Origin of the sequence: Tateyamaria algicola, from assembly GCF_047715485.1 — a bacterium.
Classification (GTDB): domain Bacteria; phylum Pseudomonadota; class Alphaproteobacteria; order Rhodobacterales; family Rhodobacteraceae; genus Tateyamaria.
This window is the reverse complement of the sequence record NZ_CP180422.1, coordinates 1,381,935-1,407,875: the sequence shown is the minus strand read 5'-3', so window position 1 is coordinate 1,407,875 and position 25,941 is coordinate 1,381,935. Positions and strand designations below refer to the sequence as shown.

The following is a 25,941-nucleotide window of genomic DNA, read 5'->3' as shown; positions in this document are numbered from 1 at the left end:
CAGGACCCGCCCGATGATCCGATGTGTTTTGATATTCTGCCTTGCCGTTATCAGCGGCGCGATGATCACCGCCCCGGCGGCGTTTGCCTGCGGCCCCGAGACCGATTGCCAGATCGGCGCGCGTTACTACCGCATTGCGATGCCCGAGGGGCATGACGGTGCGGCGCCCGTGGGGGCCATCGTCTTTGCTCACGGCTATCGCGGCTCGGCCCGCGGTGCGATGCGCAACATGAACATGCGCCGGATGGTGTCGGACATGGGGCTGGCCTTTATCGCCGTGAAATCCGCGGGCGACGATTGGGACATTCCCGGCGTGCCCAGCGACATGGCCTCGACCGGGGCCGAAGAGATGGCCTATTTCGAGGCGGTGGTGGCCGATGCGACCCGCCGCTTTGCCATTGATCCGCAGCGCATCATGCTGTCGGGCTTTTCCGCGGGCGGCATGGTCACATGGGAGGTGGCGTGCAAGCGCCCGGACCTGTTCGCAGGCTTTGCCCCGATTGCGGGCACGTTCTGGCAAGGGCCACCGGACGGGTGCGCGGCCCCCGCCAGCATCATCCACATCCACGGCACCGAGGATCGCACAGTGCCACTGGCAGGGCGCGCGATTGCGCAGACGCGGCAGGGGGATGTGATGGAGGTGCTGTCCATGTACCGCGCGATGGGCGGTTTCGAAGGGGCTGAAACGGCGGTGGTCGATGATCTGTCCTGCGCCCGGCAACGCAATGCGGCGGGCGATGCGCTCGAGTTCTGCACATTTCCGGGCGGGCATTCCTTCCGCCGGGGCTTTCTGTCCTACGCGTGGGACCGTTTGGCCGCAGCGGGCAAGGTGTAAGGCGCAGCTTGCTGCGACCTCCCCATGGTCGTGGTTCAAACCGGGTCAGGGACGCCGGTTTGAAAAGGGGTCTGGGTAAGGCGGACCTGTGGTCCGCCCCGCCGGGTCACAGCATCAGCTGATAGCTGTGTGCGACATAGCGATAGCCGCCTTCGCCATTGGTCTCGACATAGCCGATGCCGGGCCAGGGCATGTGATAGCCGATAAAGGCGGTCTTGTCGGCGGCCATCATGTCCAGCAGGCGCTTGCGCGTGGCGGCGGCTGCCGCCTTGTCCATGTCGAACTTCACCTCCCAATCGGGGTGGGCCAGCGACCAGACATAGTGGTTGGCAAAATCCGCACCGATCACAAGCTGCGTGCCGCCATCCTCGATCATGTAGGCCATGTGCCCGGGCGTGTGCCCGAACGTGGCCATCGCCGTGATGCCCGAGGCGGGCGAGGCGCCATCGTCGATCATCGCCATCTGTTCGGCCAGCGGGCGCACCTTGCCCTCAAAGTTCTCGTTGTCGGCCTTGGCCCAGGCGTCGAACTCGGCCGCGCCCGTCACATAGGCCGCGTTGGCGAAGGTCGGCGTGCCATCGGTGGACAGACCGCCGATATGGTCGCCGTGCATGTGGGTGATCACCACCTTGTCGACCTGATCGGCGGTGTATCCCGCCGCCTCGATCGCCGCGACGGTGGCCGCGCCCTGCAGGCCGGTGTCGAACAGCACGAGTTCGGATCCGTTGTTGACCAGTGTCGGCGTGAAAAAGAACTGTGCGGCATCCGTGGACAGGCCCGCATCGGACGAGACCGTGTTGAATGTCTCGTCATCGACATTCAGGCCAAAGATGCTGTGCGGGTTTTCCACCGCGCGCGTGCCGGCAAGCAGGGTCGTGACCTCGAAAGTGCCGACCTTCACGCGTCGGAAACTGGACTGCGCGACGCCCAGCATCGGGGCTGCGGCGCGGGTTGAGGTGGCTGTCGCTGCCGCCAGCGGCAGGGCAGCGGCGCCCATCAGGGCTGTACGGCGAGAGAATTTGGGGGCTGTGGACATGGGTGTTATCCTTCCTGTCAGAGACCTTCTACATAGTGCGCTTTGCGCGCAGTCACGGGTCTTCACGCAAAAATTATCGATTTTTTTGAAGGGGCGCAGATGGCAGAGGCAAAAACCAAGGTTCTCGACACCCCGTTTGCCGACTGGCTCAGCACGGTGACGCCGCAGATCCGGCAGGAGGAAGCGCGCGCGCTGGATGCTGTGTTTCGCGCCGCCACGGGCTTTGACCCGCAGGTCTGGACCGGAGGGATCGTGGGGTATGGGGCCTATGACTATACCTACGCCTCTGGCCGGACGGGCACGTGGATGGCGACGGGCTTTGCCCCGCGCAAGGCGCGGCTCAGCATCTACATCATGCCGGGCTATGCCGATTTCGGCCCGATCCTGGATCGGCTTGGGCCTCATTCCAAGGGCAAGTCCTGCCTTTACATCACCCGGCTCGCCCGCGTGGACACGGATGTGCTGGCCGAGCTGATCCGGGCGGGTCTGCGTGATCTGGCGGGGCATTGGCCAGTCCGCGCCGCCTGTTAACCTTGCGAATCTGGACAAGCCACCGCCCCTGTGACAAGGCAGGCCCAAGAGCCCGGAGAGCATAAATGACCACCACCCGTTTCGCCCCATCGCCCACAGGCTACCTGCATATCGGCAACCTGCGCCCTGCGCTGATGAACTACCTGATTGCCCGCAAGGCCGGGGGCACCTTTATCCTGCGCATCGACGACACCGATCCCGAACGCTCGAAAGAGGAATATGTTGACGCAATCAAGCGCGATCTCGAGTGGCTGGGCCTGCATTGGGACCGGGTTGAGCGGCAATCCCTGCGTCTGGACCGCTATGCGGCGGCTGCGGATCAGTTGCGCGCCGCGGGGCGGTTTTACGAGGCGTTCGAGACGCCGGTCGAACTGGACCTCAAGCGCAAGAAGCAGCTGAACATGGGCAAGCCGCCGGTCTATGACCGCGCAGCGCTGGCGCTGAGCGAAGCCGAGCGTGACGCCCTGCGGGCCGAGCGCGGTCAGGGCGTGTGGCGGTTCAAACTGGATCACGCGCGGATCGAGTGGACGGACGGGATCATGGGCGACATCAGCATTGATGCGGCCAGCGTGTCCGACCCGGTGCTGATCCGGCAGGACGGTCAGGTGCTCTATACCCTCGCCTCTGTCGTGGATGACACCGAGATGGGTGTGACGGACGTGGTGCGCGGATCGGATCACGTGACCAACACGGCCACGCAGATCCAGATGATCGAGGCGCTGGGCGGCACGGCCCCCCGCTTTGCCCACCATTCCCTGCTGACCGGCCCGCAGGGCGAGGCGCTGTCCAAACGTCTGGGCACGCTGGCCTTGCGCGACCTGCGCGCGCGCGGTGTTGCGCCCATGGCGCTGTTGTCGCTGATGGCGCGCCTTGGCTCGTCCGATCCGGTTGAGCTGCGCACCGAGATGGCCGAGTTGATCGACGGCTTTGACATTTCGCGGTTCGGCTCTGCCCCGACCAAGTTCGACGAGGCCGATCTGTTCCCGCTGACGGGCCGTTACCTGCAATCCCTGCCGCTGGCAGAGGTGCAGGACCGCATCGCCGATCTGGGTGTGCCTGCCAATCTGGCCGAGCCGTTCTGGACCGTCACCCGCGACAATATCGAAACCCTGCACGATCTGGAGGCATGGTGGACCCTGTGCCGCGACGGGGCCGACCCGGTGATCGAAGATGAGGACGCCGATTTTGTGGCCGAAGCGATGACGCTGCTGCCCGAGGGCCCCTTTGATACGGATACCTGGTCTGCGTGGACGGCGGCCGTCAAGGCGGCCACCGGGCGCAAGGGCCGCGGGCTGTTCATGCCCCTGCGCAAGGCGCTGACGGGGCAGGCGCATGGGCCGGACATGGCCGCGCTGATGCCGCTGTTGCAGGTGGTCAAGGCGCGCTGATGCTGCGACGCGGGGGGCATGTGGCGGATCGGCCCTCCGGGGGGAGTTTTTCTGGCAAGATGAAGATGCGCGTGCATGGCTGACGCGCAGGCCAAGTTCCTGTCCGGGTCTCTGTTGCGTCATGTGACGGTGATGTCCCTGACCTCGAGCGTCGGTCTGATGGCGGTGTTTCTGGTCGATTTCATCGACATGATTTTCATCGCGATGCTGGGCAAGGCCGAACTGGCCGCTGCCGTGGGCTATGCCGGGTCGATCCTGTTTTTCACCACCTCCTTTTCCATCGGGATGGCGATTGCCGTGGGTGCCCTCGTGGCCCGCTCGCTTGGGGCGGGGGACGTTGCGGGCGCGCGGGCGCGCAGCACGCACGGGTTGCTTTATGGTGTTGTGTTCGGGGCGCTGTTTGCGCTGTTGGTCTGGCTGAACATCCCCCTGTTCGTGGCCCTGATCGGGGCAGAGGGGGAGACGGCCACGCTGGCCGAGGGCTATTTGCGCATCATTGTTCCGTCTTTGCCATTTCTGGTCGTGGGCATGATGGGCGGCGGCATTTTGCGCGCCCATGGCGATGCGCGCCGGTCGATGATGGCGACGCTTTACGGGGGTGGTGTGAACGCGGTTCTGGACCCCATCCTGATCTTTGGTCTGGGCTTGGATCTGACGGGGGCGGCCCTGGCCTCGGTCGCCGCACGTGTGGTGATCGGGGCGGCGGCGCTGATCCCGATCCTGCGCCATCATGGCGGGCTGCCGCGCCCTGATCCCAAGGGCATGCTGAGCGATATCGGCCCGCTCGTCACCATCGGCTTTCCTTCGATCCTGACGCAGTTTGCCACACCCGTGGGGCAGGCCATCGTGACCCGGTCGATGGCGCAATATGGGCTTGAGGCGGTGGCGGGCATGGCCATCGTGGGGCGGTTGATGCCGGTGTCCTTTGCCGTGATCTTTGCCCTGTCGGGGTCGGTCGGGCCGATCCTTGGTCAGAACTTTGGCGCCCGGAATCATGAGCGGGTGCGGGCGGGGTTCAATGCGGCGCTGCTGTTTGCCGCCGTGGTCAGCGTAGTCATCGCCGCCGTTCTGTTTGCCTTGCGCGCGCCCATTGCCGATCTGTTCACGGCGACGGGGCTGACGCGCGATCTGGTTTATCTGTTCTGCGGGCCGCTGGCGCTGTTGTTCTTTTTCAACGGGGTGCTGTTTGTCAGCAATGCCGCGTTCAACAACCTGGGCCACCCGTTCTATTCCACCTGGATGAATTGGGGCCGCAACACGGTCGCGATGGTGCCGATGGTCTGGCTGGGGGCGCTGTTGTTTGGTGCGCCGGGCGTGTTGATCGGGCAGGCGCTGGCGGGCGTGTTGTTTGGCGCTATCGCCTGGGTGTTGGCGCGCCGGGTGATCGACGATGGTGCCCCCGAGGTCGCGCGAGACCGATTTGACCGCGAGGGGCGCCTATTGTCGCTGATGAACCTGCGCAAGTAGCCGGTCGGTCAGGGCGTGTTCCTGCTGTGTGAGCGTCTGTGCACGGGGGTAGAGCGGATCGGCGCGGTCATCCAGCACGGCCATGTCCCAGCCGTCGGTGGTGTCAAAGAAGGCCTCGGCCCCGGCCACTCCAAACTCGCGTGCATAGCCTTGCACCACCACGTCGAGATAGCTGAGCAGGATGCGGTGATCGCCCCCGTTGCGCTGCTGCGCGGGTGGGACCTGATAGGCGGCGATGGTGCTGGCGGGGGCGCTGTGATCGACATGCGCGGTCGCATCGATGCGGTCATAGCCGGTTTCGCGCAGATCAAGCGCGGCCCAGTCGGCACCCGGCACGGCGGCGATCAGCCCGTCGATCCGGTGCCCCGCTGCCGGGTGGATCGACAGGAACACCACGTCGCGCAGGGCGGTGCGCACCCACACCCGACGCCAGCCGTTCAGCGTGGCGCTTTGGGCCTGCGGGTAGTCTTGTGTCGCGCGGTTGACGAGGCTGCCATAGCCAAAGAACCATGGCGTCATGAGTCAGACATCAGATCGCCAAAGTGGGCGGCAGCCGTGTCCCAGACCGCCTCCGATGAGGCGGAGAGCAGGTATCCCGTCTTGACCGTTGCGTCATAGGGTAACCCGTCGAGCATCGCAGCCTTGCCGCCAGCCTGTTGGCAGATCAGCACGCCCGCCGCATGGTCCCAGCTGTTGAGATGCCCAGACAGCACAAAGTCCACCGCGCCGGTGGCGAGCAGGCGGTATTCATGGGCCGAGCAACGCAGCGATCCGGTGAAGGCGATGGCCCCGACCTTGGTCCACATCAGCGCGCGGTCGGCAGGGGGCATCAGGCGGATGTGCATGTAGCCTGCCAGTTGGTCCAGCGGTTTGGCCGGGGCCGTCTGTATTGCGCGATACCGTCCGGTCTGGGTCTGCCACTGTGCGGGGCTGGTGTTGTCGGCCATCACCAGATCGTCGCCCACCGGGTCATAGATCAGCCCGAAGACAGGCTGGCCGAACCGGCACACCGCGACCATGGTGCCGAACAGCGGCATGCCCTTGGCAAAGTTCCAGGTGCCGTCGACGGGGTCGATGATAAAGCTCAATTCGGCCTCGCCAACGCCGTCGAGCAGGTCGGGCTTGGCCGATATCGCCTCTTCTCCGATCACCAGCGCGTGGGGAAAGGCCATTTGCAGACCGCGCGTGATCATCGCCTCGGCGGCCGTGTCGGCCTGGGTCACCAGATCGGTTTCATCTTTCTTGGTGTCGATCTCGCCTGCGTCGAGGCGGCGAAAGCGCGGCATGATCTCGGCCCGCGCGGCGCGGCGCACCAGGTTGATCAGCTGGGTCTTTTGCGCCTGCGACAGCGGCGCTGTCACGGGCATCGGCAACTGGGCGGTCATGGCACGGCCTTTCCTTGATTCCATTGCTTGGCTGTTGTGTTGCATGCCGTGGCACGTGCCGCAACGCCGCTTATTCGCGCCCCCGCAGCACCTGGGCGGGCCGTGCGGCAAGCGGACCCCAGGCAAAGGCGAGGCCCGCGATCAGCGTTGCCGTGACCCCGCCGATGATGATGGCGAGGGCCGAGGGCCAGATGACGGTAAAGTCGGTGTCCATCACGTAATGCGACACGGCCCAGCCGCCTGCGATCCCTGCCGCCAGCGCGACTGCGCCTGCGCCAAGGCCCAACAATGCAGCGCGGGTGGCAAAGCTGAGCAGGATGCGCCGCCGGGTCGCGCCCAGCGTTTTCAGCACGGCCGCCTCGTAAGTGCGCGCCTGCGTGCCGGCTGCCGCCGCCCCGATCAGGACGAGGAACCCGGTCAGCAGGGTGGCCGCCGCGCCGTAGGATGTGGCCGCCGCGAGGCCCGAGAGCACCTCGCTAACCCGGTCAATGGCGTCGCGCACCCGGATGGCTGTCACGTTCGGGTAGGCATTGGCGATGTCGCGCAGGATCTGGGTTTCGGCCCCATCCTCGGCATAGACGGTCGAGATGAAGGTGTGCGGCGCGCCCTGCAAGGCGCTGGGGTTCATCGACAGGATAAAGCCGATACCCGCGGTGGAAAAGTCGACCTCGCGGAAGGAGGTGATGGTGCCGGTGATGTCGCGACCCAGGATGTTGAGGGTCAATTCGTCGCCGAGTTTCAGCCCCATCTCTTCGGCCTCTTCGGCGGCGAAACTGATCTGGGGTGGGCCTGTGTAATCCTCGGCCCACCATTCCCCGGCGGTGATGCGGGTGTTTTCGGATGGGGTTGCGGAATAGGTGATGCCCCGGTCGCCCGAGATCACCCAGTGATCCCCGGCCACCTCGCGCGCGGGCGTGCCGTTGATCTGGGTCAGGATGCCGCGCAGCATCGGCGCGCTGTCGATACGGCTGACGGCGGGATCGTTTTCCAGCCGCTCGGTATAGCCCGCCATCTGGTCACGCTGGATGTCCACAAAGAAATAGCTTGGCGCGATGTCGGGCAGGTTGCCGGTGATCGCGTTGCGCAGGTTGCCGTCGATCTGGCCCACGGCGGCGAGCACGGACAGGCCAAGGCCCAGCGACAACACGACTGATGCCGCCCCTTCGCGCGTGCCCGAAATGGCTCCGAGTGCCCACCGCAGGGCAGGCCGCCCCTTGGCCCGGGGCGCGGCGCGGCGCGACAGCCAGCGGATCGCGCCTGCCGCCAACGCCAGCAGGGCGAGCGCAAAGGCGATGCCGCCCGCCGTCCACAGCGTCAGCCGCCACGTGCCCGAGAACAGTCCGGCCAGCCCGATCAGGGCGGCCAGCCCGATGGCGATCCACGCGAGGTAGCGCGGTGCAGGCAGCAGGCGCGAGGTGCCGAGCGCGTCGCGGAACAGGGTCGCGGCGCGCACATCCTTGGCCCGTGCCAACGGCCAAAGGGTGAAGACAAAGGCGGTGAGCAGCCCGTAGATCGCCGCCTCGATCAGGGGTGCGGGGTAGATGGCGAAGCTGGCCGGGATCGGCAGGCGTGCCTCGATCACCGGGGCCAGTGCGACCGGGATCAGGGCGCCAAGTGCGAGGCCTATGGCGATGCCGAGCAGGGACAGGGCGCCGATTTGCAGGAAATAGGTTTGGAAGATCGTGCTGCGTTCAGCCCCCAACGTGCGCAAGGTGGCGATCACGCTGGTCTTGTCCGCGAGGTAGGCGCGCACGGCTGCCGACACGCCTACACCGCCGACGGCGAGGCCCGACAGGCCCACCAGCACCAGAAACGCGGCCAGCCTTTCGACGAATTCGGACACGCCGGGCGCGCCGTTGCGCGCATCCGTCCAGCGCATGCCGCTGTTTTCGAATTGCGCGCGTGCGTCCGTTTCCAGGGCCTCCAGATCGGTGCCTGTAGGCAGGGCGAGCCGGTACTTGGAGTTGAACAGCGTGCCTGCGGCCAAGAGCTGCGCGTCGGCCAGGCTGTCGCGCAACACGATGGTGCGCGGCCCGAGGCCAAAGCCGCCCGCGGCGCTGTCCGGTTCGCGGCTGAGTTCGGCGGACAGGATGAAATCCTGCGTGCCGAGGCGGAAGCTGTCGCCCACGGACAGGCCCAGCCTGTCGATCAGCGCACGCTCCATCACGGCGCCGGGCAGGCCGCCCTGATCGCCCAGGGCCTCGGCCAGCGGCATGTCGGGGGTCAGTTCCACCGCGCCGATGAGGGGGTAGGCGCCATCTACGGCCTTGATCTGCGTCAGGCCGCGTTCCGTTGTGCCGCCCCGGTCAACCACGGCCATGGAGCGGAAATCGGCGATCTCAGACACGTCGGTCGCGACGCTTTCCATCCAGCCCCGCTCATCCTCGGTCGCAAAACGATAGGTGAAGTCCAACTCGGCCTCACCCCCCAACAATGCGGCGCCTTCGCGTTCCAGCCCCGCCTCGATGGCCGAGCGGACAGAGCCGACGGCGGCGATGGCAGCGACCCCAAGGGCGAGGCAGGCCAGAAAGATGCGAAAGCCGCGCAGGCCCCCGCGCAATTCGCGCCGGGCAAAGCGGGCAGAGGTGGCGAGGGTCATTCGGCGGCAGCCTTGACGCCGGTTTCGATGCGGCCATCGGCCAGCCGGATCACGCGGTCACAGCGCGCGGCGAGGTCGGGCGCGTGGGTGACCAGCACCAATGTCGCGCCGTGCCGGTCGCGCAGGCCGAACAGCAGGTCCATGATCGCAGCGCCATTGGCCCCGTCGAGGTTGCCCGTCGGCTCATCCGCCAGCAGGATTTCTGGGCGCGTGACAGAGGCGCGGGCGAGGGCGACGCGCTGCTGTTCGCCCCCTGACATCTGGCTGGGGTAGTGGCCGCTGCGATGGGCAAGGCCGACGGCATCCAGTTCCGCCTCGGCCCGGTCAAAGGCGTCGCGCGCGCCTGCCAGTTCCAGCGGCGTGGCCACGTTTTCAAGGGCCGTCATGGTCGGGATCAGGTGAAAGGACTGGAAGACCACGCCCATATGCCCGCGCCGGAACCGGGCCAGCGCATCCTCGTTCATCGCCGTCAGGTCCTGCCCAAGCGCGTGGATACTGCCACCCGTGGCCCGCTCCAAACCGCCCATGATCATCAGGAGCGACGACTTGCCCGACCCCGAGGGGCCCACCAGCCCCACCGTCTCGCCCCGCGCAATCTCAAGCGAAATGCCGTGCAGGATATCGACCCGCCCGGCGTTGCCATCAAGGCTGAGCGCCGCATTATTCAGGGACAGGACTGGATCGGACATGAAAAGGTGCCTTTATTGTCGTGTACGCAGACACGCGAATACTGTCGTGTACGCCGACACGCTCATAGTGTCGTGTACGAGGTCATATGGAGGCTGGATCAGCATGGGCAAGGTAATGGGCGCGATTGTCCTGATTTTCTGGGCCGGGTTTGCGGCGGCGGAAAAGGTGACGATTGCAGCGCTGGGCGACAGTCTGACGCAAGGATATGGGCTGCCGGTTGATCAAGGGTTCGTGCCGCAACTCGAGGCGTGGTTGCAGGACCAGGGCGCGGATGTCGCCGTGATCAATGCGGGTGTGTCGGGGGACACGACGGCGGGCGGGCTGTCGCGCGTGGCCTGGACGCTGACGCCCGAGGTGGATGCGATGATCGTGACGCTGGGCGGCAACGACCTGCTGCGCGGCATCGGCCCCGAGGTCAGCCGCGCCAATCTGGACGGCATCGTGCGTAGCGCCACCGAGGCGGGTGTGGCGGTGCTGGTGATCGGAATGCAGGCGCCGGGCAATTACGGCCCCGAATACAAGGCCGAATTTGACGCGATGTATCCCGAGATCGCCGCGCAATATGACACGCTCTACCTCGAGAGTTTCTTTGAAGGGCTGGGGGGCGCAGGCACCGACCCGGCCGCCTTGGGCGACTATATGCAGGCCGATGGCATCCACCCGAACGCGCAAGGCGTGGCGCGCATTGTCGAGGGGGTTGGGCCGGCGGTGCAGGACCTCGTCGCACGGGTGAACTGACATGCCAGGCCGTTTCTTCATGACCGATCCCATTGCCGATCTGGCGGATGCGCTGGATGTGCCCGCCGGGATTGTCGGCAACGAACCGGCCCGCCACAACATCTCGCCCAGTCAGGAGATCGTGGTGTTCGACGGCGCGCTGAAACGGATGCGCTGGGGAATCGTGCCGGTGGGGCGGGTCAACGCGCGGGGGCGCCCGGTCATGCAGAACCTGATCAATGCACGCTCCGAAACGCTGTTTGAAAAGACGACGTTCAAGGGCGTGGGGCGGGCCGTGATCCCGGTGAACGGCTGGTATGAATGGACGGGCGAGAAGCGGCGCAAGACGGCCTGGCGGATCGCGCCCAAGGATGGCGGATACCTCTATTTTGCAGCGATCACCGATATGTGGACGGCCCCTGGTGGGCTGGAGGTGCCGCAGGTTGCGGCGGTCACCTGCGAGCCCAACGCGGATGTCGCCCCGATCCACCACCGCATGGGTGTGCTGTTGGAGCGCGATGCGCTGAACACGTGGATGAGCGATGATCTGGGCGCGGTCAAAGCATTCATGGTGCCGTGGCCTGTCGGGCGGCTCAGGATCACGCAGGCGGACGATGTGGACTGGGACGGCCCCTGACGCGCCGGCCCTGTTTCTTCTGACCGGAAATACCACCGCCGGAGGCACCCGCCCCCTCAAACGAAAACAGGCGGCGCATTTACCATGCACCGCCTGCCAAATTCGTGATCTCGGTAACCGTTAGGCCAGCGCGATGTTCACGGCGCTTTCGCGGCCGTCACGGCCGGATTCGAGGTCGAATGTGACCTTCTGGTTGTCGGCCAGACCGGTCAGGCCCGAACGCTCGACTGCAGAGATGTGGACAAAAATGTCTTTGCCGCCATCTTCAGGTGCGATGAAGCCGTAACCTTTTGTTGTGTTGAACCATTTGACGGTGCCGTTGGCCATCGTCGTTACTCCTAAAATAATGCTGCCCACAGCATGTGGCAGCTTGGCATTGTCATGAGATCGAGTGACTGAGCCGATAGGAGCAGTGGGTCGATAGATGATGTAGCACGGTCAGATATGGTGCATCTGGCCTGCATTGCAAGTGATTCACGGGCGTTGTCTCAATAACGGCGAGTTGCCGCTTCTTTGTGCACAGGGGCTGTTTTCGCCCCCTTCAGCATTTTTTACCAGTTGATAAAAATAATCACTTGTGAGACCGTTTTGAAACGAACGATTGTTGCGACGGAGCGGATATGACGCAATCTCCTTTCTCACCCGGTGTGGCCGCAGGCCGTCTGGACGCGGCAACCTACACGGAAAATTTTTCCGACCTGCACCCGGCTTTGGACGCGCATGAGGCGCTTGTAGCGGCGGATCGCTGCTATTTCTGCCACGACGCGCCCTGCATCACCGCGTGCCCCACCGATATCGACATCCCGCTGTTCATCCGCCAGATCGCGACGGGCACGCCGGATGCCGCTGCCAAGACGATCCTGACGCAGAACATCATGGGCGGCATGTGCGCCCGTGTATGCCCCACCGAAACCCTGTGTGAAGAGGCCTGCGTGCGCGAAGTCGCCGAAGGCAAGCCCGTGCTGATCGGCCAGTTGCAACGCTATGCGACCGACCACCTGCAACAACAGGGGGTGCACCCGTTCTCCCGCGCTGCGGTCACTGGTAAAACAGTGGCCGTGGTGGGGGCGGGGCCTGCGGGTCTGTCCTGTGCGCATCGGCTGGCGATGCTGGGCCATGACGTGACCGTCTATGATGCGCGCCCCAAGCCCGGCGGGCTGAACGAATATGGCATCGCCGCCTACAAGACGCCCGAAGGCTTTGCCCAGGAGGAAGTCGCGTGGCTGCTGCAGATTGGTGGTATCACCATGTCCTACGGCACCGCGCTGGGGGCGGACATCACGCTCGACAGTCTGGTGGCGGATCATGACGCGGTGTTCCTGGGCATGGGTCTGGGCGGCGTGAACGGTCTGAGTGTTGACGGAGACGACAAGGACGGTGTTCTGGACGCGGTCGATTTCATCGCCGATCTGCGTCAGGCGAGCGACGTGGCCGACCTGCCCGTGGGCCGCGACGTGGTTGTGATCGGCGGCGGCATGACTGCGGTTGACGCTGCGGTGCAGTCCAGACTGCTGGGCGCCCTGAACGTGACGCTGGCCTATCGCCGGGGCCGGGACCGGATGAACGCGAGCGTGTTCGAACAGGATCTTGCCGCCTCCAAGGGCGTGCGGATCATGACCCATGTGGTGGCCCGCGCCATCCACGGGAATGGCGCGGTGCGCGAGGTCGAATTCGAATATGTGAACGACGACATGAGCGGGACGGGCCAGACGGTCAGAGTGCCCGCCGATCAGGTCCTGCGCGCCATTGGTCAGACCCTCAAAGGCGACGGCCTGCCCACGCTCGAACGCGGCAAGATCGCGGTCAGCGGCGCCGGGCGTACCTCGGTTGAGGGCGTCTGGGCCGGGGGCGATTGCGCCACGGGCGGCGATGATCTGACCGTGACGGCCGTGGCCGAAGGGCGCGACGCGGCGATGGACATGCATGCAAGCCTGATGGGCTGAGCGGAGGACAACAGATGGCAAACCTGCAAAGCGACTTCGTCGGGATCAAGTCCCCCAATCCGTTCTGGCTGGCCTCGGCCCCGCCCACGGACAAGGAATACAACGTGCGCCGCGCCTTCGAGGCGGGCTGGGGCGGGGTGGTCTGGAAAACGCTGGGGTCCGAAGGCCCGCCCGTGGTCAACGTCAACGGCCCGCGCTATGGCGCGATCTATGGTGCGGACCGTCGCCTTCTGGGTCTCAACAACATCGAATTGATCACCGACCGCGACCTGTTCACCAACCTCGAAGAGATCAAGCGCGTCAAGGCCGACTATCCCGACCGCGCGATGATCGTGTCCATCATGGTCCCCTGCGAGGAAGAGGCGTGGAAGGCCATCCTGCCGCTGGTCGAGGATACCGGTGCAGACGGGATCGAGCTGAACTTTGGCTGCCCCCACGGGATGAGCGAGCGCGGCATGGGCGCCGCCGTCGGCCAGGTGCCCGAATACATCGAAATGGTGACGCGCTGGTGCAAGCAGTACTATTCCAAACCCGTCATCGTGAAACTGACGCCCAACATCACCGATATTCGCAAGCCTGCGGCAGCGGCCAAGGCGGGCGGGGCGGATGCGGTCAGCCTGATCAACACCATCAATTCAATCACCTCCGTGAACCTCGACACCATGTCGCCGGAGCCGTCGATTGACGGCAAGGGGTCGCACGGGGGCTATTGCGGCCCGGCGGTCAAACCCATCGCGATGTCGATGGTGTCCGAAATCGCGCGCGGCGATGACACACGCGGTCTGCCTATTTCCGGCATTGGCGGCATCACCACATGGCGCGATGCGGCTGAATTCATCACGCTGGGCTGTGGCAACGTGCAGGTCTGCACCGCGGCCATGACCTATGGGTTCAAGATCGTGCAAGAGATGATCAGCGGCCTGTCGGAATGGATGGATGAAAAGGGCCACGCCAGCATTGCCGACTTTCAGGGCGCGGCGGTGCCGAACGTGACCGATTGGCAGTACCTGAACCTGAACTACGTGGCCAAGGCCAAGATCAATCAGGATCTCTGCATTTCCTGCGGGCGCTGCTATGCGGCCTGCGAGGACACCTCGCATCAGGCGATTTCGATGTCCGAGACCCGTGTGTTCGAGGTGATCGACGACGAATGCGTCGCCTGCAACCTCTGTGTGAACGTCTGCCCGGTGGACAGCTGCATCACGATGGAGGCGATGGCACCCGGTGTCACCGACCCGCGTACCGGGAAGGTTGTCGAGCCGGACTATGCCAACTGGACAACGCATCCCAACAACCCGGCGGCCGTCAAAGCCGCCGAGTAACGGGGCCCTGTCAGACCGGCACGCCGTCCGTCTCCACATTGCCCACCTCTGCCTGTTCGGCAGCCGGGGCCGCGGCCACTTGGGGCGCGTCAGCCGGGGCGCTGATTGCATCCAGAAGCGCCTCGAACCGCTGGCGCTGTTGGGCCGCTTCGGCGAGCCTGCGCGCATCATCCTCGCTGGCCTGGACATCTTCGGGCGCGCTCAATTGCGCCTCGACCACGGATTGCGCGGCGGTGCCCGGCACCTCGGCACTCAGCAAGGACACCTTGGCGGCCTCACTGCCCTGATCGGTCGGTTGTTGCGTTGTGTCCGTGCCGCTGTCTGCCGTTTCACTGGGTGCAGCTGGCGCGGATGTGTCTGACGGTTCGGAAGACCCGGCGGCGGGCGCCGTTTCTTCGGCAGTCGGGTCAGTTGATGTGTCATTTGACGATGACGATGGTGCAGGCGCGGAATTGCCGCCCCCGCTGCCCAAAATGGGAAGCAAACTCATATCTCACTCACTTTTTTTGTACCCTCACCCGACGCTCAACATCGTGCTCAAAGGTAAACAGACCCTTTCGGGGCGGTCATTTTCGGTAACGAAGGTTAAGACAGGTTAAGGACGCAGGAGCTTGGTGAACAGGTTGGCGAGGAAGGCATCCGCACCCGGCGCGGGGGCGTCGGTGTCCAGCAGCACTTCGATCTGTGCGGCGAAATCGGCGTAGTGCTGGGTGCTGGCCCAGATGGAAAAGATCAGGTGTTGCGGATCGACTTCGGCCAGTTGCCCGGCATCGATCCAGCCTTGGATGAGGGCGCATTTCTCATCGAACAACGGCTTGAGGTCGGCCACCAGATGCGGGTGCATGCGCGGCGCACCTTGCAGGATTTCCCCGGCAAAGAGCCTGCTTTCGCGGGGCAGATCGCGCGCCATGTCCAGCTTGCGCTGCACATAGTCCAACAGCTCGGTCATCGGATCGCCGCCCTCGTCCATTGCAATCAGCGGGTCGAGCCAGGTTTGCATCAACTGGCTGAGCAGGGTGACATGGATCTCTTCCTTGCCCGCGAAGTAGTAGAGGATGTTGGGTTTGGACAGGCCCGCCGCCTCGGCGATCTGATCCAGCGTGGCGCCGCGATACCCATGCGCGGAAAACACATCCAGCGCTGCGTCCAGGATCAGCTTGCGATTGCGCATCTGGATGCGGCTGGGTTTCTTGCTGGCGCCATCGTGCATGGGCGATCCTTTGATCTCGTCGGCCTTTGGTCCGTTCTGCTGCAAGTCTAGGCAGATGCGCGTCGGTTGGGCAATTGTGCGCAAACCAGTTCTTGACAGAAAAGCGCCCCTTGGCAATCGTAGCTTTACCAATTGGTCAAAAAGCTGGCGACCATCGGCAAGGGGGATATCATGGCAGCACCGGGTGAAAACCTGCGCATCAACGGCGACCGACTGTGGGACAGCCTGATGGAAATGGCCAAGATCGGCCCCGGCGTGGCGGGCGGCAACAACCGCCAGACCCTGACGGATGAGGACGGCGAGGGCCGCGCCCTGTTCCAGAGCTGGTGCGAGGCGGCGGGCTGCACCATGGGCCTCGATCAGATGGGCAACATGTTTGCGCAGCGTGCGGGCACGGACCCGGACGCGCTGCCGGTCTATGTCGGCTCGCATCTCGACACCCAGCCGACGGGTGGCAAGTATGACGGCGTTCTGGGTGTGCTGGGGGGACTTGAGATCATCCGCACCCTGAACGATCTGGATGTGAAGACGAAACACCCCATCGTGGTCACGAATTTCACCAATGAGGAAGGCACGCGCTATGCCCCGGCCATGCTGTCCTCGGGCGTGTTCGCGGGCATCCATACGCAGGACTGGGCCTATGGTCGCGTCGATGCCGAGGGCAAGAGTTTTGGCGATGAGTTGACCCGCATCGGCTGGCGCGGGGATGAAGAGGTCGGCGCGCGCAAGATGCACGCATTCTTTGAACTGCACATCGAACAGGGCCCGATCCTCGAGGCCGAGGGCAAGGATATCGGTGTTGTCACCCACGGGCAGGGTCTGTCGTGGACGCAAGTGACGATCACGGGCAAGGACAGCCACACCGGGTCCACCCCCATGCCCATGCGCAAGAATGCAGGCCTCGGCATGGCGCGGGTGTTGGAGGCGGTGGATCAGATCGCGTGGAGCCACGCGCCCCATGCGGTCGGTGCTGCCGGGCATATCGACGTTTATCCGAACTCGCGCAACGTGATCCCGGGCAAGGTGGTGTTCACGGTCGATTTCCGCTCGCCCGATCTGAGCGTGATCGAGGATATGGAGGCGCGCCTGCGCGTCGAAGGGCAAAGGATCGCGGACGAGATGGGGCTGGAGATTGCCTTTGAAAAGGTGGGCGGCTTTGACCCCGTCGCCTTTGATGAGGGCTGCGTGACAGCGGTGCGCAGCGCGGCGGAGCGGTTGGGCTATTCCCACCAGAACATCATTTCGGGGGCCGGGCACGATGCCTGCTGGATCAACCAGGTGGCGCCGACGGCCATGGTGATGTGCCCATGCGTCGACGGCCTCAGTCACAACGAGGCCGAGGAGATTTCGAAGGACTGGGCCACGGCGGGCACGGATGTGTTGATGCATGCGGTGGTCGAGACGGCGGAGATCGTGGGGTGATCGACCCCGACCTCTCCCTCGCCGACCGGATTGCCGATCTGGTCGCCACCGAGGCGCTGGATGCGCCGCGCGCGAGTGAGGCGGACCGGGCGACGGTGGCCGCCTTTGAGGACGCGCTCGTGCAGCCGTTCGAAACAACGGTGACGTTCAGCGGCGGTATCACGCAGCGCTGCTGGACCGTGACCCGCAGCGATGGCGCCTATCGCGTGGTATATTTGCCCCGCGCGGGGTACTTTTCCCTGTGCGCAGAAAGTGATTTCGGGCCTTTGGACATTGGCGTGCATGGGCCGGCGTTGGGGTGTTTTGCGAGCGTGTGACCTGGGGCTCTGCCCCAGACCCCGTGGTATTTTCAGTCAGAAGAAACGGCTGACAGAGGAGAGATGACATGACCAAAGTGATCAAGGGCGGGATGGTCTGCACGGCGGACCGGACCTGGAAAGCGGACGTGCTGATCGAGGGTGAGACCATCAAGGCGATTGGCGAGGACCTGTTGGGCGACGAGTATATCGACGCCGAAGGGGCCTATGTCATCCCCGGCGGGATTGATCCGCACACCCATCTCGAGATGCCGTTCATGGGCACCACGGCGGCCGAGACGTTTGAGTCCGGCACCTGGGCGGCTGCCGTCGGCGGTACGACCATGATCGTGGATTTCTGCCTGCCCGGCGCCGATGGGTCGATCAAGAACGCCATCAACGAGTGGCACCGCAAGTCCGCGCCGCAGATCTGTTCGGATGTCGGCTATCACATGGCGATCACCGGCTGGAACGAGGATGTGTTCAACGAGATGAAAGATGCCGTCGATATGGGCGTCAATTCCTTCAAGCACTTCATGGCCTACAAGGGCGCGTTGATGATCGAGGATGACGAGATGTTCGCCTCGTTCAAGCGCTGTGCCGAGTTGGGGGCCCTGCCCATGGTCCACGCGGAGAACGGCGATCTGGTCGCCGAGATGCAGCAGAAATACTTCGATCAGGGGATTACGGGGCCTGAGGGGCATGCGTATAGCCGCCCGCCCGAGTTCGAGGGCGAGGCGGCGAACCGCGCCATTACGATTGCGGATGCGGCGGGTGTGCCTTTGTACATTGTGCATGTGTCCTGCGAGCAGGCGCATGAGGCAATCCGCCGGGCCCGCCAGAAGGGCATGCGGGTCTATGGTGAGCCGTTGATCCAGTTCCTGACGCTGGATGAAAGCGTCTACTTCGACACCGATTGGGACTATGCCGCGCGCCGCGTGATGTCGCCCCCGTTCCGGTCGAAGGATCATCAGGATCTCGCTCTGGGCCGGTTTGCAGGCCGGATCACTGCAGGTCGTGGCGACGGATCACGCGGCCTTCAACACCGAGCAGAAGCGCGCGGGCCGCGATGATTTCCGCATTATTCCCAACGGCTCGAACGGGCTGGAAGAACGCCTCGCCGTGCTCTGGACCGAAGGGGTGGAGACGGGGCGGCTGACACCCAACGAATTTGTGGCGGCGACGTCGACCAACGTGGCCAAGATCCTGAACATCTATCCCAAGAAGGGGGCGATTGTTGAGGGGGCGGATGCCGATATCGTGGTGTGGGATCCCAAGATCACCAAGACGATTTCGCCTGCCAACCACCATTCGGTGCTGGACTACAACGTGTTCGAGGGGTTCGAGGTGCGGGCGCAGTCGCGCTATACGTTGAGCCGGGGTGAAGTGATCTGGGCCTGGGGGCAGAATTCACAGCCCGCGCCCGGTCGGGGTAAGTTCGTGCCGCGCCCTGCGTTTGCGTCTGCGTCGGTGGCGTTGAGCAAGTGGAAGGCGCTGACCGCGCCCAAAATGATCGAGCGCGATCCGTTGAACATTCCGGCGGGGATTTGATGTCTGAAGGAGCTGAACCTTCAGTGACACATGGCATGTCTTTTTCATATGCCAAGGGTCTGTCTGACTTCTGTGGTTTTCTGATACGGCAAGTGTTCCTCTTTGCCATGGCAGGCATTTGTTTTGATGGTGCTTCGACAATTTCTGTTGCAGCCGGCTACGGACCAGGTTTTGACAGCGTAATAAAGGGTGTTGCCTACGTAGGCGGAACCGTTTTTGTGCTCTTGGCTCTCTATTTGAACATGCTGACGGTCTCTGTTGTTTTCGACTTCTTGGGTAAATTTGAAGTGAAACCAAAGTGGTTCATACGATGGATAGTTCACGGGGTGGCAATGATGTGGTTGTGTGCGACGAGCGTAGTGGTCGTGCTGGCTGCACAAGTGGCTTTTGCATGATGTCGGTTGTTACCGCCCATAACCTCGACCTCACCTTCCAGACCAACGATGGACCGGTCCACGCCCTCAAGGCCGTGTCTCTGGAGATCGCCAAGGGCGACTTCGTGTCTTTCATCGGCCCGTCGGGCTGTGGCAAGACCACGTTCCTGCGCTGCATGGCCGATCTGGAGCAGCCCACGGGCGGCACCATCACCGTCAACGGCGTTTCGCCCGAGGCGGCGCGGATGGCGCGGGCCTATGGCTATGTGTTTCAGGCGGCGGGGCTTTATCCGTGGCGCACCATCGGGCGCAACATCTCTCTGCCGCTCGAGATCATGGGGTATTCCAAGGCGGATCAGGCCGAGCGGGTGGCGCGTGTGCTGGAACTGGTGGAATTGGCGGGGTTCGAGAAGAAGTTTCCCTGGCAGCTCTCTGGCGGGATGCAGCAACGTGCGTCGATCGCGCGGGCGCTGGCCTTTGACGCGGACATTCTGCTGATGGACGAACCTTTTGGTGCGCTGGACGAGATCGTGCGCGACCATCTGAATGAGCAGCTCTTGCACCTGTGGGCGCGCACGGAAAAGACCATCGCCTTTGTCACCCATTCGATCCCCGAGGCGGTGTATCTGAGCACCAAGATCGTGGTCATGTCCCCGCGCCCTGGGCGGATCACGGATGTGATCGACAGTCCGCTGCCAAAGGAACGGCCATTGGACATCCGCGAGACGCCCGAGTTTCTTGAGGTGGCGCACCGGGTGCGGGACGGGTTGCGCGCGGGGCATGCGGATGACTAGGGCGCGCTTACCGGCGCAGAGCGTGGTCGCGATCCACGCCCTGCAACCGAACCGCATCTGGCGTGAGGGCGCGGCCACGCCCATCTTCATCGTTCACGGTCATCGGCATGCCTGCCTGTACCGTGGGATCAGCGTGGCCAGTATTCCTTTCATTGTTCTTAAAATATGCAAAAAACTCCGTCCGCTGCTGGCGTCGGCATTTGCATATTTGTGGAACAATGAAGCACGGGTAGGGGTGTCACATGCGTAGCGTGGTGCCTGTGTTGAGCGTTGTCGGAGCGATATTCGCGCTGTGGTATCTGGCCGCCATCTGGCTGAATGCGCCCTGGGCCTATGACAAGGCCACGCGGGGCGGTGTGGAACTGTCTGCGTCCGAGTTGGTGGCCGACACCTGGGCGCAGGACAAGCCCAAGCTGCCTGCGCCGCATCAGGTGGGCGCCGAGATTTGGAAGACGACCGGAGCGATGGTGGCCAAGGGCCGTGCCTTTTCCAAGCGGTCGCTGATTTATCATTCGTGGATCACGTTGAGTGCGACCTTGTTGGGCTTTGCCCTTGGCACCGGCTTGGGCATCCTGCTGGCGGTGGGCATTGTCTATAACACTGTCATGGATCGGTCCGTCATGCCCTGGGTCATTACCAGTCAGACCATTCCCATTCTTGCCCTCGCGCCCATGATCATTGTCGTGCTGAACGCGGTTGGCATCTCTGGGCTGCTGCCCAAGGCGATGATTTCGATGTACCTGTCGTTTTTCCCGGTCGTGGTCGGCATGGTGAAGGGGCTGCGCAGCCCCGAGGTCATGCAGCTGGACCAGATGCGCACGTGGAATGCATCGCCCTCCCAGACCTTCTGGCGCCTGCGCTTGCCCGCCTCGATGCCCTACCTCTTTGCCTCGCTCAAGGTCGGGATGGCGGCGAGCCTTGTGGGTGCGATCGTGGGTGAGTTGCCGACAGGTGCGGTCGCGGGCCTGGGCGCGCGGCTGCTGGCGGGCAGCTACTATGGGCAGACGATCCAGATCTGGTCGGCCCTGATCATGGCCGCGGCCCTGGCGGCGGTGCTGGTGGCGCTGATCGGGGTGATCCAGCGCATCACCCTGAAACGCATGGGGATGGCGTGATGGGTTGGATTGTCTTTGCCGTGGCTGCCTGGGCCCTTGGGTGGGCGCTGAACGTCTGGCTGGCGCGTCAGCCTGCGACAGGGGCGATACGGCTGGCCATGCCAATCGTCTTTGGCCTGACCCTGATCGCGATCTGGGAAGGGGTCGTGCGCGGGTTCGACATCTCGGCCGTGCTGCTGCCTGCCCCGTCCGTCATCGCCGTCACCTTTGTCAATTCCACCGCGATCCTGTGGGAGGACTTTGTCCAGACCGTGATCAAGGGCGCGCTCAGCGGCTATATCATCGGCTGCGGGTCTGCCTTCCTGACCGCCATCCTGATCGACCGCTCGGATTTCCTGCGCCGGGGCCTCTTGCCTGTCGGCAACTTTGTCGCCGCACTGCCGATTGTCGGCATGGCCCCGATCCTCGTGATGTGGTTCGGGTTTGACTGGCAGTCCAAGGCGGCGGTGGTCGTTGTCATGGTCTTCTTTCCCGTACTTGTGAACACGGTGCAGGGGTTGCAGGCCAGCACGCAGATGCAGCGCGACCTGATGCAGACCTATGCGGCCACGCCCGTCACGACCCTGATGAAACTGCGCCTGCCCATGGCCATGCCCTTCATCTTCAACGGGCTCAAGATTGCCACCACCCTCGCGCTGATCGGCGCGATTGTTGCCGAATTTTTCGGCTCGCCCATCCGTGGCATGGGCTTTCGCATCTCGGTCTCTGTGGGGCAGCTTGCGCTTGACCTCGTCTGGGCCGAAATTGTCGTCGCTGCCCTCGTGGGCTCTGCCGCCTATGGCGGTGTTGCCCTGATCGAGCGGGCCGTGACATTCTGGCATCCATCCCAACGGGCCCGCGCCTAGAGGCCCGAACACATTATCAACAAGGAGAGTACACCAATGAAAATGATCGCAACCTACGCCGCGAGCGCCGCCCTTGGCCTGTCGGCCCTCGCCGCCCAGGCCGCCGACGATGTCACGCTGCAACTGAAATGGGTCACCCAGGCACAGTTCGCCGGCTACTACGTCGCGCTGGACAAGGGGTTTTACGAAGAAGAAGACCTGAACGTGACCATCAAGCCTGGTGGGCCCGACATCGCGCCCACACAGGTGCTGGCCGGTGGCGGTGCCGATGTGACAGTCGAATGGATGCCCGCCGCGCTGGCCGCCCGTGAAAAGGGCCTGCCGATGGTCAACATCGCCCAGCCGTTCAAATCCTCGGGCATGATGCTGACCTGCCGCAAGGATGCGGGCGTGACCAGCACCGACGATTTCCCCGGCAAGACGCTGGGCGTCTGGTTCTTTGGCAACGAATTCCCGTTCCTGTCCTGGATGAGCCAACTAGGCATTCCCACCGACGGGTCTGACGCGGGTGTGACCGTGCTCAAGCAAGGGTTCAACGTGGATCCGATCCTGCAAGGGCAGGCGGCCTGCGTGTCGACCATGACCTACAATGAATACTGGCAGATCATTGACGCGGGCCTGACGCCCGAGGAGTTGCAGGTGTTCAAATATGAGGACCAGGGCGTCGCCACACTCGAAGACGGGCTCTATGCGCTGGAAGAAAACCTCGCCGACCCGGCATTCGAGGACAAGATGGTGCGGTTTGTGCGTGCCTCGATGAAGGGCTGGAAATATGCCGAGGACAACCCGGATGAAGCGGCCGAGATCGTTCTGGACAACGATGCCTCGGGTGCACAGACCGAAGAGCATCAGAAACGCATGATGGGCGAGGTCGCCAAGCTGACCGCAGGCAGCAACGGCGCGCTGGACCCGGCGGATTACGAACGCACGGTGGCGTCGCTCCTGTCGGGTGGCTCGGACCCAGTGATTTCCAAGGCACCCGAAGGGGCTTGGACCCACGCGATCACGGACAAGGCGCTGAACTGAGGCGGCTTTGAAATGATCGGCAAAGGTCAGCCTGCGGGCTGGCCTTTTTTTGTTGGACGGGCTGGACTTGGCTGGTGTCCGCCCCATGTCTTGACCCGATAACAGGAGCGCACCACATGACACATATGGAAGACTTGCAACCCGATCTGGACGAGCAAACCCGCCAGGACGCCGTGTATCAGGCCGCCATGCAGTCGCTGAACGCGTCCAAGCGCGACCGGGAGCGCAATGGATATGCGGTGATGTCGGGTGCCATGGGCTTTGGCGAGGGCGCTTTGGGCGACGGGCTGTTTGGCAAGACGGCGCACGCGGCCAAGCTGTTCATGATCGCATTCGGGTGCGCGGTGCCGCCGTTTCTGGTGTGGTGGGTTTTGTTGTAGGGCAACTGATCGCGCCAATTGATTGCATGGCATGAGCAAAAGACATGCCTGTTCCATCCAAACATCGCTTCGGCGGTGTACGTCACGGACAGAGTTGGCGGACCAACCACTCGGGGACTGGCGCGAACTCGCAATCTGGCCTCGTCGTCACTGTAATTTCAATAAAGTCCGGCGGTACGCCCCACGCCATTGCCCGATTATCAATACCTGACGCATCCACCCAGCCGTGTGATAGAACACGTTTGGTCGGGTCCAAATAGCCCTCCCAAACTTCGCTGGTAAGCGCGCTTATAGACGTTGTAAGCGGGGCGCCATTGACTTCGGAGAACCAGAGTTCGAAGTCTTGAGGCGCACTAAAAAGAGCGTTTGCCTGTGGGTGCACAGTGTTGACAAACAAACGAAGCAGCACGATGTCGCCTTGGCTTTCAAGCCAAGCCAAGGACACCGGGTTGGACTTGGAGAACGCAGAAAATACAACCGCGTTTTGATAGCGCTGTTCGAGCGCAGTTCGAAACCTACGCGCAATGTCCGGCTGCCTGAGTTCAACACCCTCCATGTACTTGTCGAGGGTGTCCTCCGTCAGTTCAATTTCGTTCTGTTGCCACTTACCGCCAAACCGTTCGGAGAATTCGGCCAGACTGAAGTTTATGCCCTGAGCGTGAGCTGCGCTTGCGCAGAGAATGAACGTTGCAGCTACTTTGCAGCGCATATCACCGCACAAACTTCTTATGCTTCAACCGCTTCGGCTCCAGCGCATCTGCGCCCAACCGCCGCTTCTTGTCTTCCTCGTAGTCCTCGAAGTTGCCCTCGAACCACTCAACATGCGCCTCGCCCTCAAAGGCCAGGATATGCGTGCAGATCCGGTCGAGGAAGAAGCGGTCGTGCGAGATCACAACCGCGCACCCAGCGAAATCCACCAAAGCGTCCTCGAGCGCGCGCAGCGTTTCCACGTCCAGGTCGTTGGTCGGCTCGTCCAGCAGCAGCACGTTGCCGCCCGATTTCAGCAGGCGCGCCATGTGGACGCGGTTGCGCTCACCCCCTGACAGCAACCCGACCTTTTTTTGCTGGTCGCCGCCCTTGAAGTTGAAGGACGAGCAATAGGCGCGGCTGTTCACCTCGGCATCCCCCAAAGCGATCAACTCGGCCCCGCCGGAAATCGCCTCCCATACGTTGTCATCGGGGTTCAGATCGTCGCGCGACTGATCGACATAGGACAGCTGCACCGTGTCCCCGATCTCGACCGTGCCCGCATCGGGCGTTTCCTGCCCGGTCAGCATCTTGAACAGCGTGGATTTGCCTGCGCCGTTGGGGCCGATCACGCCGACAATCCCTCCGGGTGGCAGAGAGAAATCGAGCCCCTCGACCAGCAGCTTGTCACCCATGGCCTTGGTCAGCCCCTCGACCTCGATCACCTTCGATCCCAGCCGCTGGCCGTTCGGAATGACGATCTGGGCATAGGCCAGTTTCTCGCGCTCGGACGTGTCGAGCATGTCGTTATAGGCGTTGATCCGGGCCTTGGACTTGGCCTGCCGCGCCTTGGCGCCCTGCCGCATCCACTGGAGTTCGCGCTCCAGCGTCTTCTGGCGGGACTTGTCCTCGCGGGCCTCCTGCTCAAGCCGCTTGGCCTTTTGTTCCAGCCACGAGGAATAGTTGCCTTCCCACGGCACACCCTTGCCGCGGTCCAGTTCCAGGATCCAGCCGGTGATGTCGTCGAGGAAATAGCGGTCGTGGGTGACGATCAGGATCGTGCCCTTGTAGTCGATCAGGTGCTGTTGCAGCCACGCGATGGTCTCGGCATCAAGGTGGTTGGTCGGTTCGTCCAGCAGCAGCATCTCGGGCGCTTCGAGCAGCAGCTTGCACAGCGCGACGCGGCGCGCCTCACCCCCTGACAGGGACGAAATGTCGGCGTCATCGGGGGGCAGCGCAGAGCCTCCATCGACACGTCAATCTGGCTGTCGAGGTCCCAGAGGTTTTCGGCGTCGATCTGGTCCTGCAAGGCCGCCATTTCGTCCGCCGTCTCGTCGGAATAGTTCATCGCCAACTCGTTGTAGCGGTCCAGCACGGCCTTCTTCTTGGCCACGCCCAGCATGACGTTTTCACGGACTGTCAGTGCCGGGTCCAGCTGCGGCTCTTGTGGCAGGTAACCGACCTTGGCGCCCTCGGCGACCCAGGCCTCGCCCGAGAAATCCTTGTCCAGCCCGGCCATGATCTTCATCAGCGTGGATTTACCGGCACCGTTCACGCCGACCACGCCGATTTTTACACCGGGGAGAAAGTTCAGGTGGATGTTTTCAAAGCATTTCTTGCCGCCCGGATAGGTCTTGGACACCCCGGACATGTGGTAGACGAATTGATAGGCGGCCATGGGGCTTCTCCGA

General features: G+C 63.6%; 25 protein-coding genes and 2 pseudogenes. 17 read left to right on the top strand and 10 right to left on the bottom strand.

Annotation, left to right across the window (positions count from 1 at the left end; genetic code table 11):
• Window positions 1-13: 13 nt before the first annotated feature.
• Complete coding sequence (locus ACMHLQ_RS09320; protein WP_415404501.1) at window positions 14-835, top strand: alpha/beta hydrolase family esterase; 822 nt, start codon at window positions 14-16, stop codon at window positions 833-835.
• Between the two features lie 106 nt (window positions 836-941).
• On the opposite strand, the gene ACMHLQ_RS09315 is transcribed toward ACMHLQ_RS09320, so the two are convergent.
• Complete coding sequence (locus ACMHLQ_RS09315) at window positions 942-1,871, bottom strand: MBL fold metallo-hydrolase (RefSeq protein ID WP_415404500.1); 930 nt, start codon at window positions 1,869-1,871, stop codon at window positions 942-944.
• 99 nt (window positions 1,872-1,970) lie between these two features.
• On the opposite strand from ACMHLQ_RS09315, the gene ACMHLQ_RS09310 reads away from it, so the two are divergent.
• The 3 genes from ACMHLQ_RS09310 (at window position 1,971) to ACMHLQ_RS09300 (ending at window position 5,257) form a co-directional block, all read left to right on the top strand.
• A complete protein-coding gene (locus ACMHLQ_RS09310) occupies window positions 1,971-2,402 on the top strand; it encodes a DUF1801 domain-containing protein (protein ID WP_415404499.1) in 432 nt (143 codons plus the stop codon).
• Between the two features lie 65 nt (window positions 2,403-2,467).
• Window positions 2,468-3,790 carry a glutamate--tRNA ligase gene (gltX, locus tag ACMHLQ_RS09305; protein WP_415404498.1) on the top strand — a complete coding sequence of 441 codons (1,323 nt, stop codon included), beginning with the start codon at window positions 2,468-2,470 and terminating at the stop codon, window positions 3,788-3,790.
• Window positions 3,791-3,865: 75 nt separating this feature from the next.
• On the top strand, window positions 3,866-5,257 hold the full coding sequence (locus ACMHLQ_RS09300; RefSeq protein WP_415404497.1) for an MATE family efflux transporter: 1,392 nt from the start codon (window positions 3,866-3,868) through the stop codon (window positions 5,255-5,257).
• Here ACMHLQ_RS09300 and ACMHLQ_RS09295 read toward each other — a convergent pair.
• The 4 genes from ACMHLQ_RS09295 to ACMHLQ_RS09280 all read right to left on the bottom strand — a co-directional run bounded on the left by ACMHLQ_RS09295 (window position 5,228) and on the right by ACMHLQ_RS09280 (window position 9,930).
• Window positions 5,228-5,776 (bottom strand): gamma-glutamylcyclotransferase family protein, encoded by a 549-nt coding sequence (locus ACMHLQ_RS09295; protein WP_415404496.1) that lies wholly within the window; start codon window positions 5,774-5,776, stop codon window positions 5,228-5,230. The two genes, ACMHLQ_RS09300 and ACMHLQ_RS09295, sit on opposite strands and share 30 nt — an antisense overlap.
• Complete coding sequence (locus tag ACMHLQ_RS09290) at window positions 5,773-6,642, bottom strand: inositol monophosphatase family protein (RefSeq protein ID WP_415404495.1); 870 nt, start codon at window positions 6,640-6,642, stop codon at window positions 5,773-5,775. The genes ACMHLQ_RS09295 and ACMHLQ_RS09290 overlap by 4 nt, the downstream gene beginning before the upstream one ends.
• Window positions 6,643-6,712: 70 nt before the next feature.
• Window positions 6,713-9,241: an ABC transporter permease gene (locus tag ACMHLQ_RS09285; RefSeq protein WP_415404494.1), complete on the bottom strand. Its 2,529-nt coding sequence runs from the start codon at window positions 9,239-9,241 to the stop codon at window positions 6,713-6,715.
• Complete coding sequence (locus ACMHLQ_RS09280; protein ID WP_415404493.1) at window positions 9,238-9,930, bottom strand: ABC transporter ATP-binding protein; 693 nt, start codon at window positions 9,928-9,930, stop codon at window positions 9,238-9,240. Before ACMHLQ_RS09280 ends, ACMHLQ_RS09285 begins: the two co-directional genes overlap by 4 nt.
• 103 nt (window positions 9,931-10,033) lie before the next feature.
• Between ACMHLQ_RS09280 and ACMHLQ_RS09275 the strand changes: the two genes are divergently transcribed.
• Together ACMHLQ_RS09275 and ACMHLQ_RS09270 are read left to right on the top strand one after the other, a co-directional pair.
• On the top strand, window positions 10,034-10,669 hold the full coding sequence (locus ACMHLQ_RS09275) for an arylesterase (RefSeq protein ID WP_415404492.1): 636 nt from the start codon (window positions 10,034-10,036) through the stop codon (window positions 10,667-10,669).
• A gap of 19 nt (window positions 10,670-10,688) precedes the next feature.
• Window positions 10,689-11,285: an SOS response-associated peptidase gene (locus ACMHLQ_RS09270; RefSeq protein WP_415404491.1), complete on the top strand. Its 597-nt coding sequence runs from the start codon at window positions 10,689-10,691 to the stop codon at window positions 11,283-11,285.
• A gap of 120 nt (window positions 11,286-11,405) precedes the next feature.
• Here ACMHLQ_RS09270 and ACMHLQ_RS09265 read toward each other — a convergent pair whose 3' ends face one another.
• Window positions 11,406-11,612 (bottom strand): cold-shock protein, encoded by a 207-nt coding sequence (locus ACMHLQ_RS09265; protein ID WP_189367848.1) that lies wholly within the window; start codon window positions 11,610-11,612, stop codon window positions 11,406-11,408.
• Window positions 11,613-11,905: 293 nt separating this feature from the next.
• Here ACMHLQ_RS09265 and ACMHLQ_RS09260 point away from each other — a divergent pair, with 293 nt between their 5' ends.
• Entirely contained in the window at window positions 11,906-13,228 is a 1,323-nt protein-coding gene (locus tag ACMHLQ_RS09260) for an NAD(P)-dependent oxidoreductase (RefSeq protein ID WP_415404489.1), read from the top strand.
• A 14-nt stretch (window positions 13,229-13,242) separates the two neighbouring features.
• The gene (gene preA, locus ACMHLQ_RS09255) at window positions 13,243-14,550 is read left to right on the top strand and encodes an NAD-dependent dihydropyrimidine dehydrogenase subunit PreA (protein WP_415404488.1); all 1,308 of its coding nucleotides are present in this window, start codon (window positions 13,243-13,245) and stop codon (window positions 14,548-14,550) included.
• 10 nt (window positions 14,551-14,560) lie between these two features.
• On the opposite strand, the gene ACMHLQ_RS09250 is transcribed toward preA, so the two are convergent.
• Both ACMHLQ_RS09250 and ACMHLQ_RS09245 read right to left on the bottom strand, forming a co-directional pair.
• A complete protein-coding gene (locus ACMHLQ_RS09250) occupies window positions 14,561-15,040 on the bottom strand; it encodes a hypothetical protein (protein ID WP_415404487.1) in 480 nt (159 codons plus the stop codon).
• 105 nt (window positions 15,041-15,145) lie between these two features.
• Window positions 15,146-15,760, bottom strand: coding sequence for a TetR family transcriptional regulator C-terminal domain-containing protein (locus tag ACMHLQ_RS09245; protein ID WP_415405256.1), 615 nt, complete (start codon window positions 15,758-15,760; stop codon window positions 15,146-15,148).
• 171 nt (window positions 15,761-15,931) lie between these two features.
• Between ACMHLQ_RS09245 and ACMHLQ_RS09240 the strand changes: the two genes are divergently transcribed.
• The 9 genes and pseudogenes from ACMHLQ_RS09240 (at window position 15,932) to ACMHLQ_RS09200 (ending at window position 23,563) form a co-directional block, all read left to right on the top strand.
• A complete protein-coding gene (locus ACMHLQ_RS09240; RefSeq protein WP_415404486.1) occupies window positions 15,932-17,182 on the top strand; it encodes a Zn-dependent hydrolase in 1,251 nt (416 codons plus the stop codon).
• On the top strand, window positions 17,179-17,499 hold the full coding sequence (locus tag ACMHLQ_RS09235; protein ID WP_415404485.1) for a hypothetical protein: 321 nt from the start codon (window positions 17,179-17,181) through the stop codon (window positions 17,497-17,499). The genes ACMHLQ_RS09240 and ACMHLQ_RS09235 overlap by 4 nt, the downstream gene beginning before the upstream one ends.
• 68 nt (window positions 17,500-17,567) lie before the next feature.
• Window positions 17,568-19,029 (top strand): annotated as a pseudogene (gene hydA / locus ACMHLQ_RS09230) (dihydropyrimidinase).
• A complete protein-coding gene (locus ACMHLQ_RS09225; RefSeq protein WP_415404484.1) occupies window positions 19,029-19,424 on the top strand; it encodes a hypothetical protein in 396 nt (131 codons plus the stop codon). The pseudogene hydA and the gene ACMHLQ_RS09225 overlap by 1 nt, the downstream one beginning before the upstream one ends.
• Window positions 19,421-20,197, top strand: a complete 777-nt coding sequence (locus ACMHLQ_RS09220; RefSeq protein WP_415404483.1) for an ABC transporter ATP-binding protein — start codon at window positions 19,421-19,423, stop codon at window positions 20,195-20,197. The genes ACMHLQ_RS09225 and ACMHLQ_RS09220 overlap by 4 nt, the downstream gene beginning before the upstream one ends.
• Before the next feature lie 242 nt (window positions 20,198-20,439).
• A complete protein-coding gene (locus ACMHLQ_RS09215; protein WP_415404482.1) occupies window positions 20,440-21,312 on the top strand; it encodes an ABC transporter permease in 873 nt (290 codons plus the stop codon).
• Complete coding sequence (locus ACMHLQ_RS09210; RefSeq protein ID WP_415404481.1) at window positions 21,312-22,157, top strand: ABC transporter permease; 846 nt, start codon at window positions 21,312-21,314, stop codon at window positions 22,155-22,157. The genes ACMHLQ_RS09215 and ACMHLQ_RS09210 overlap by 1 nt, the downstream gene beginning before the upstream one ends.
• A gap of 36 nt (window positions 22,158-22,193) precedes the next feature.
• Window positions 22,194-23,183 (top strand): ABC transporter substrate-binding protein, encoded by a 990-nt coding sequence (locus ACMHLQ_RS09205; protein ID WP_415404480.1) that lies wholly within the window; start codon window positions 22,194-22,196, stop codon window positions 23,181-23,183.
• 116 nt (window positions 23,184-23,299) lie between these two features.
• Window positions 23,300-23,563 carry a hypothetical protein gene (locus ACMHLQ_RS09200; protein ID WP_415404479.1) on the top strand — a complete coding sequence of 88 codons (264 nt, stop codon included), beginning with the start codon at window positions 23,300-23,302 and terminating at the stop codon, window positions 23,561-23,563.
• 82 nt (window positions 23,564-23,645) lie between these two features.
• On the opposite strand, the gene ACMHLQ_RS09195 is transcribed toward ACMHLQ_RS09200, so the two are convergent.
• Window positions 23,646-24,272, bottom strand: a complete 627-nt coding sequence (locus ACMHLQ_RS09195) for a hypothetical protein (protein ID WP_415404478.1) — start codon at window positions 24,270-24,272, stop codon at window positions 23,646-23,648.
• A gap of 1 nt (window position 24,273) precedes the next feature.
• Window positions 24,274-25,928 (bottom strand): annotated as a pseudogene (gene ettA, locus ACMHLQ_RS09190) (energy-dependent translational throttle protein EttA).
• Between the last annotated feature and the right edge of the window lie 13 nt (window positions 25,929-25,941).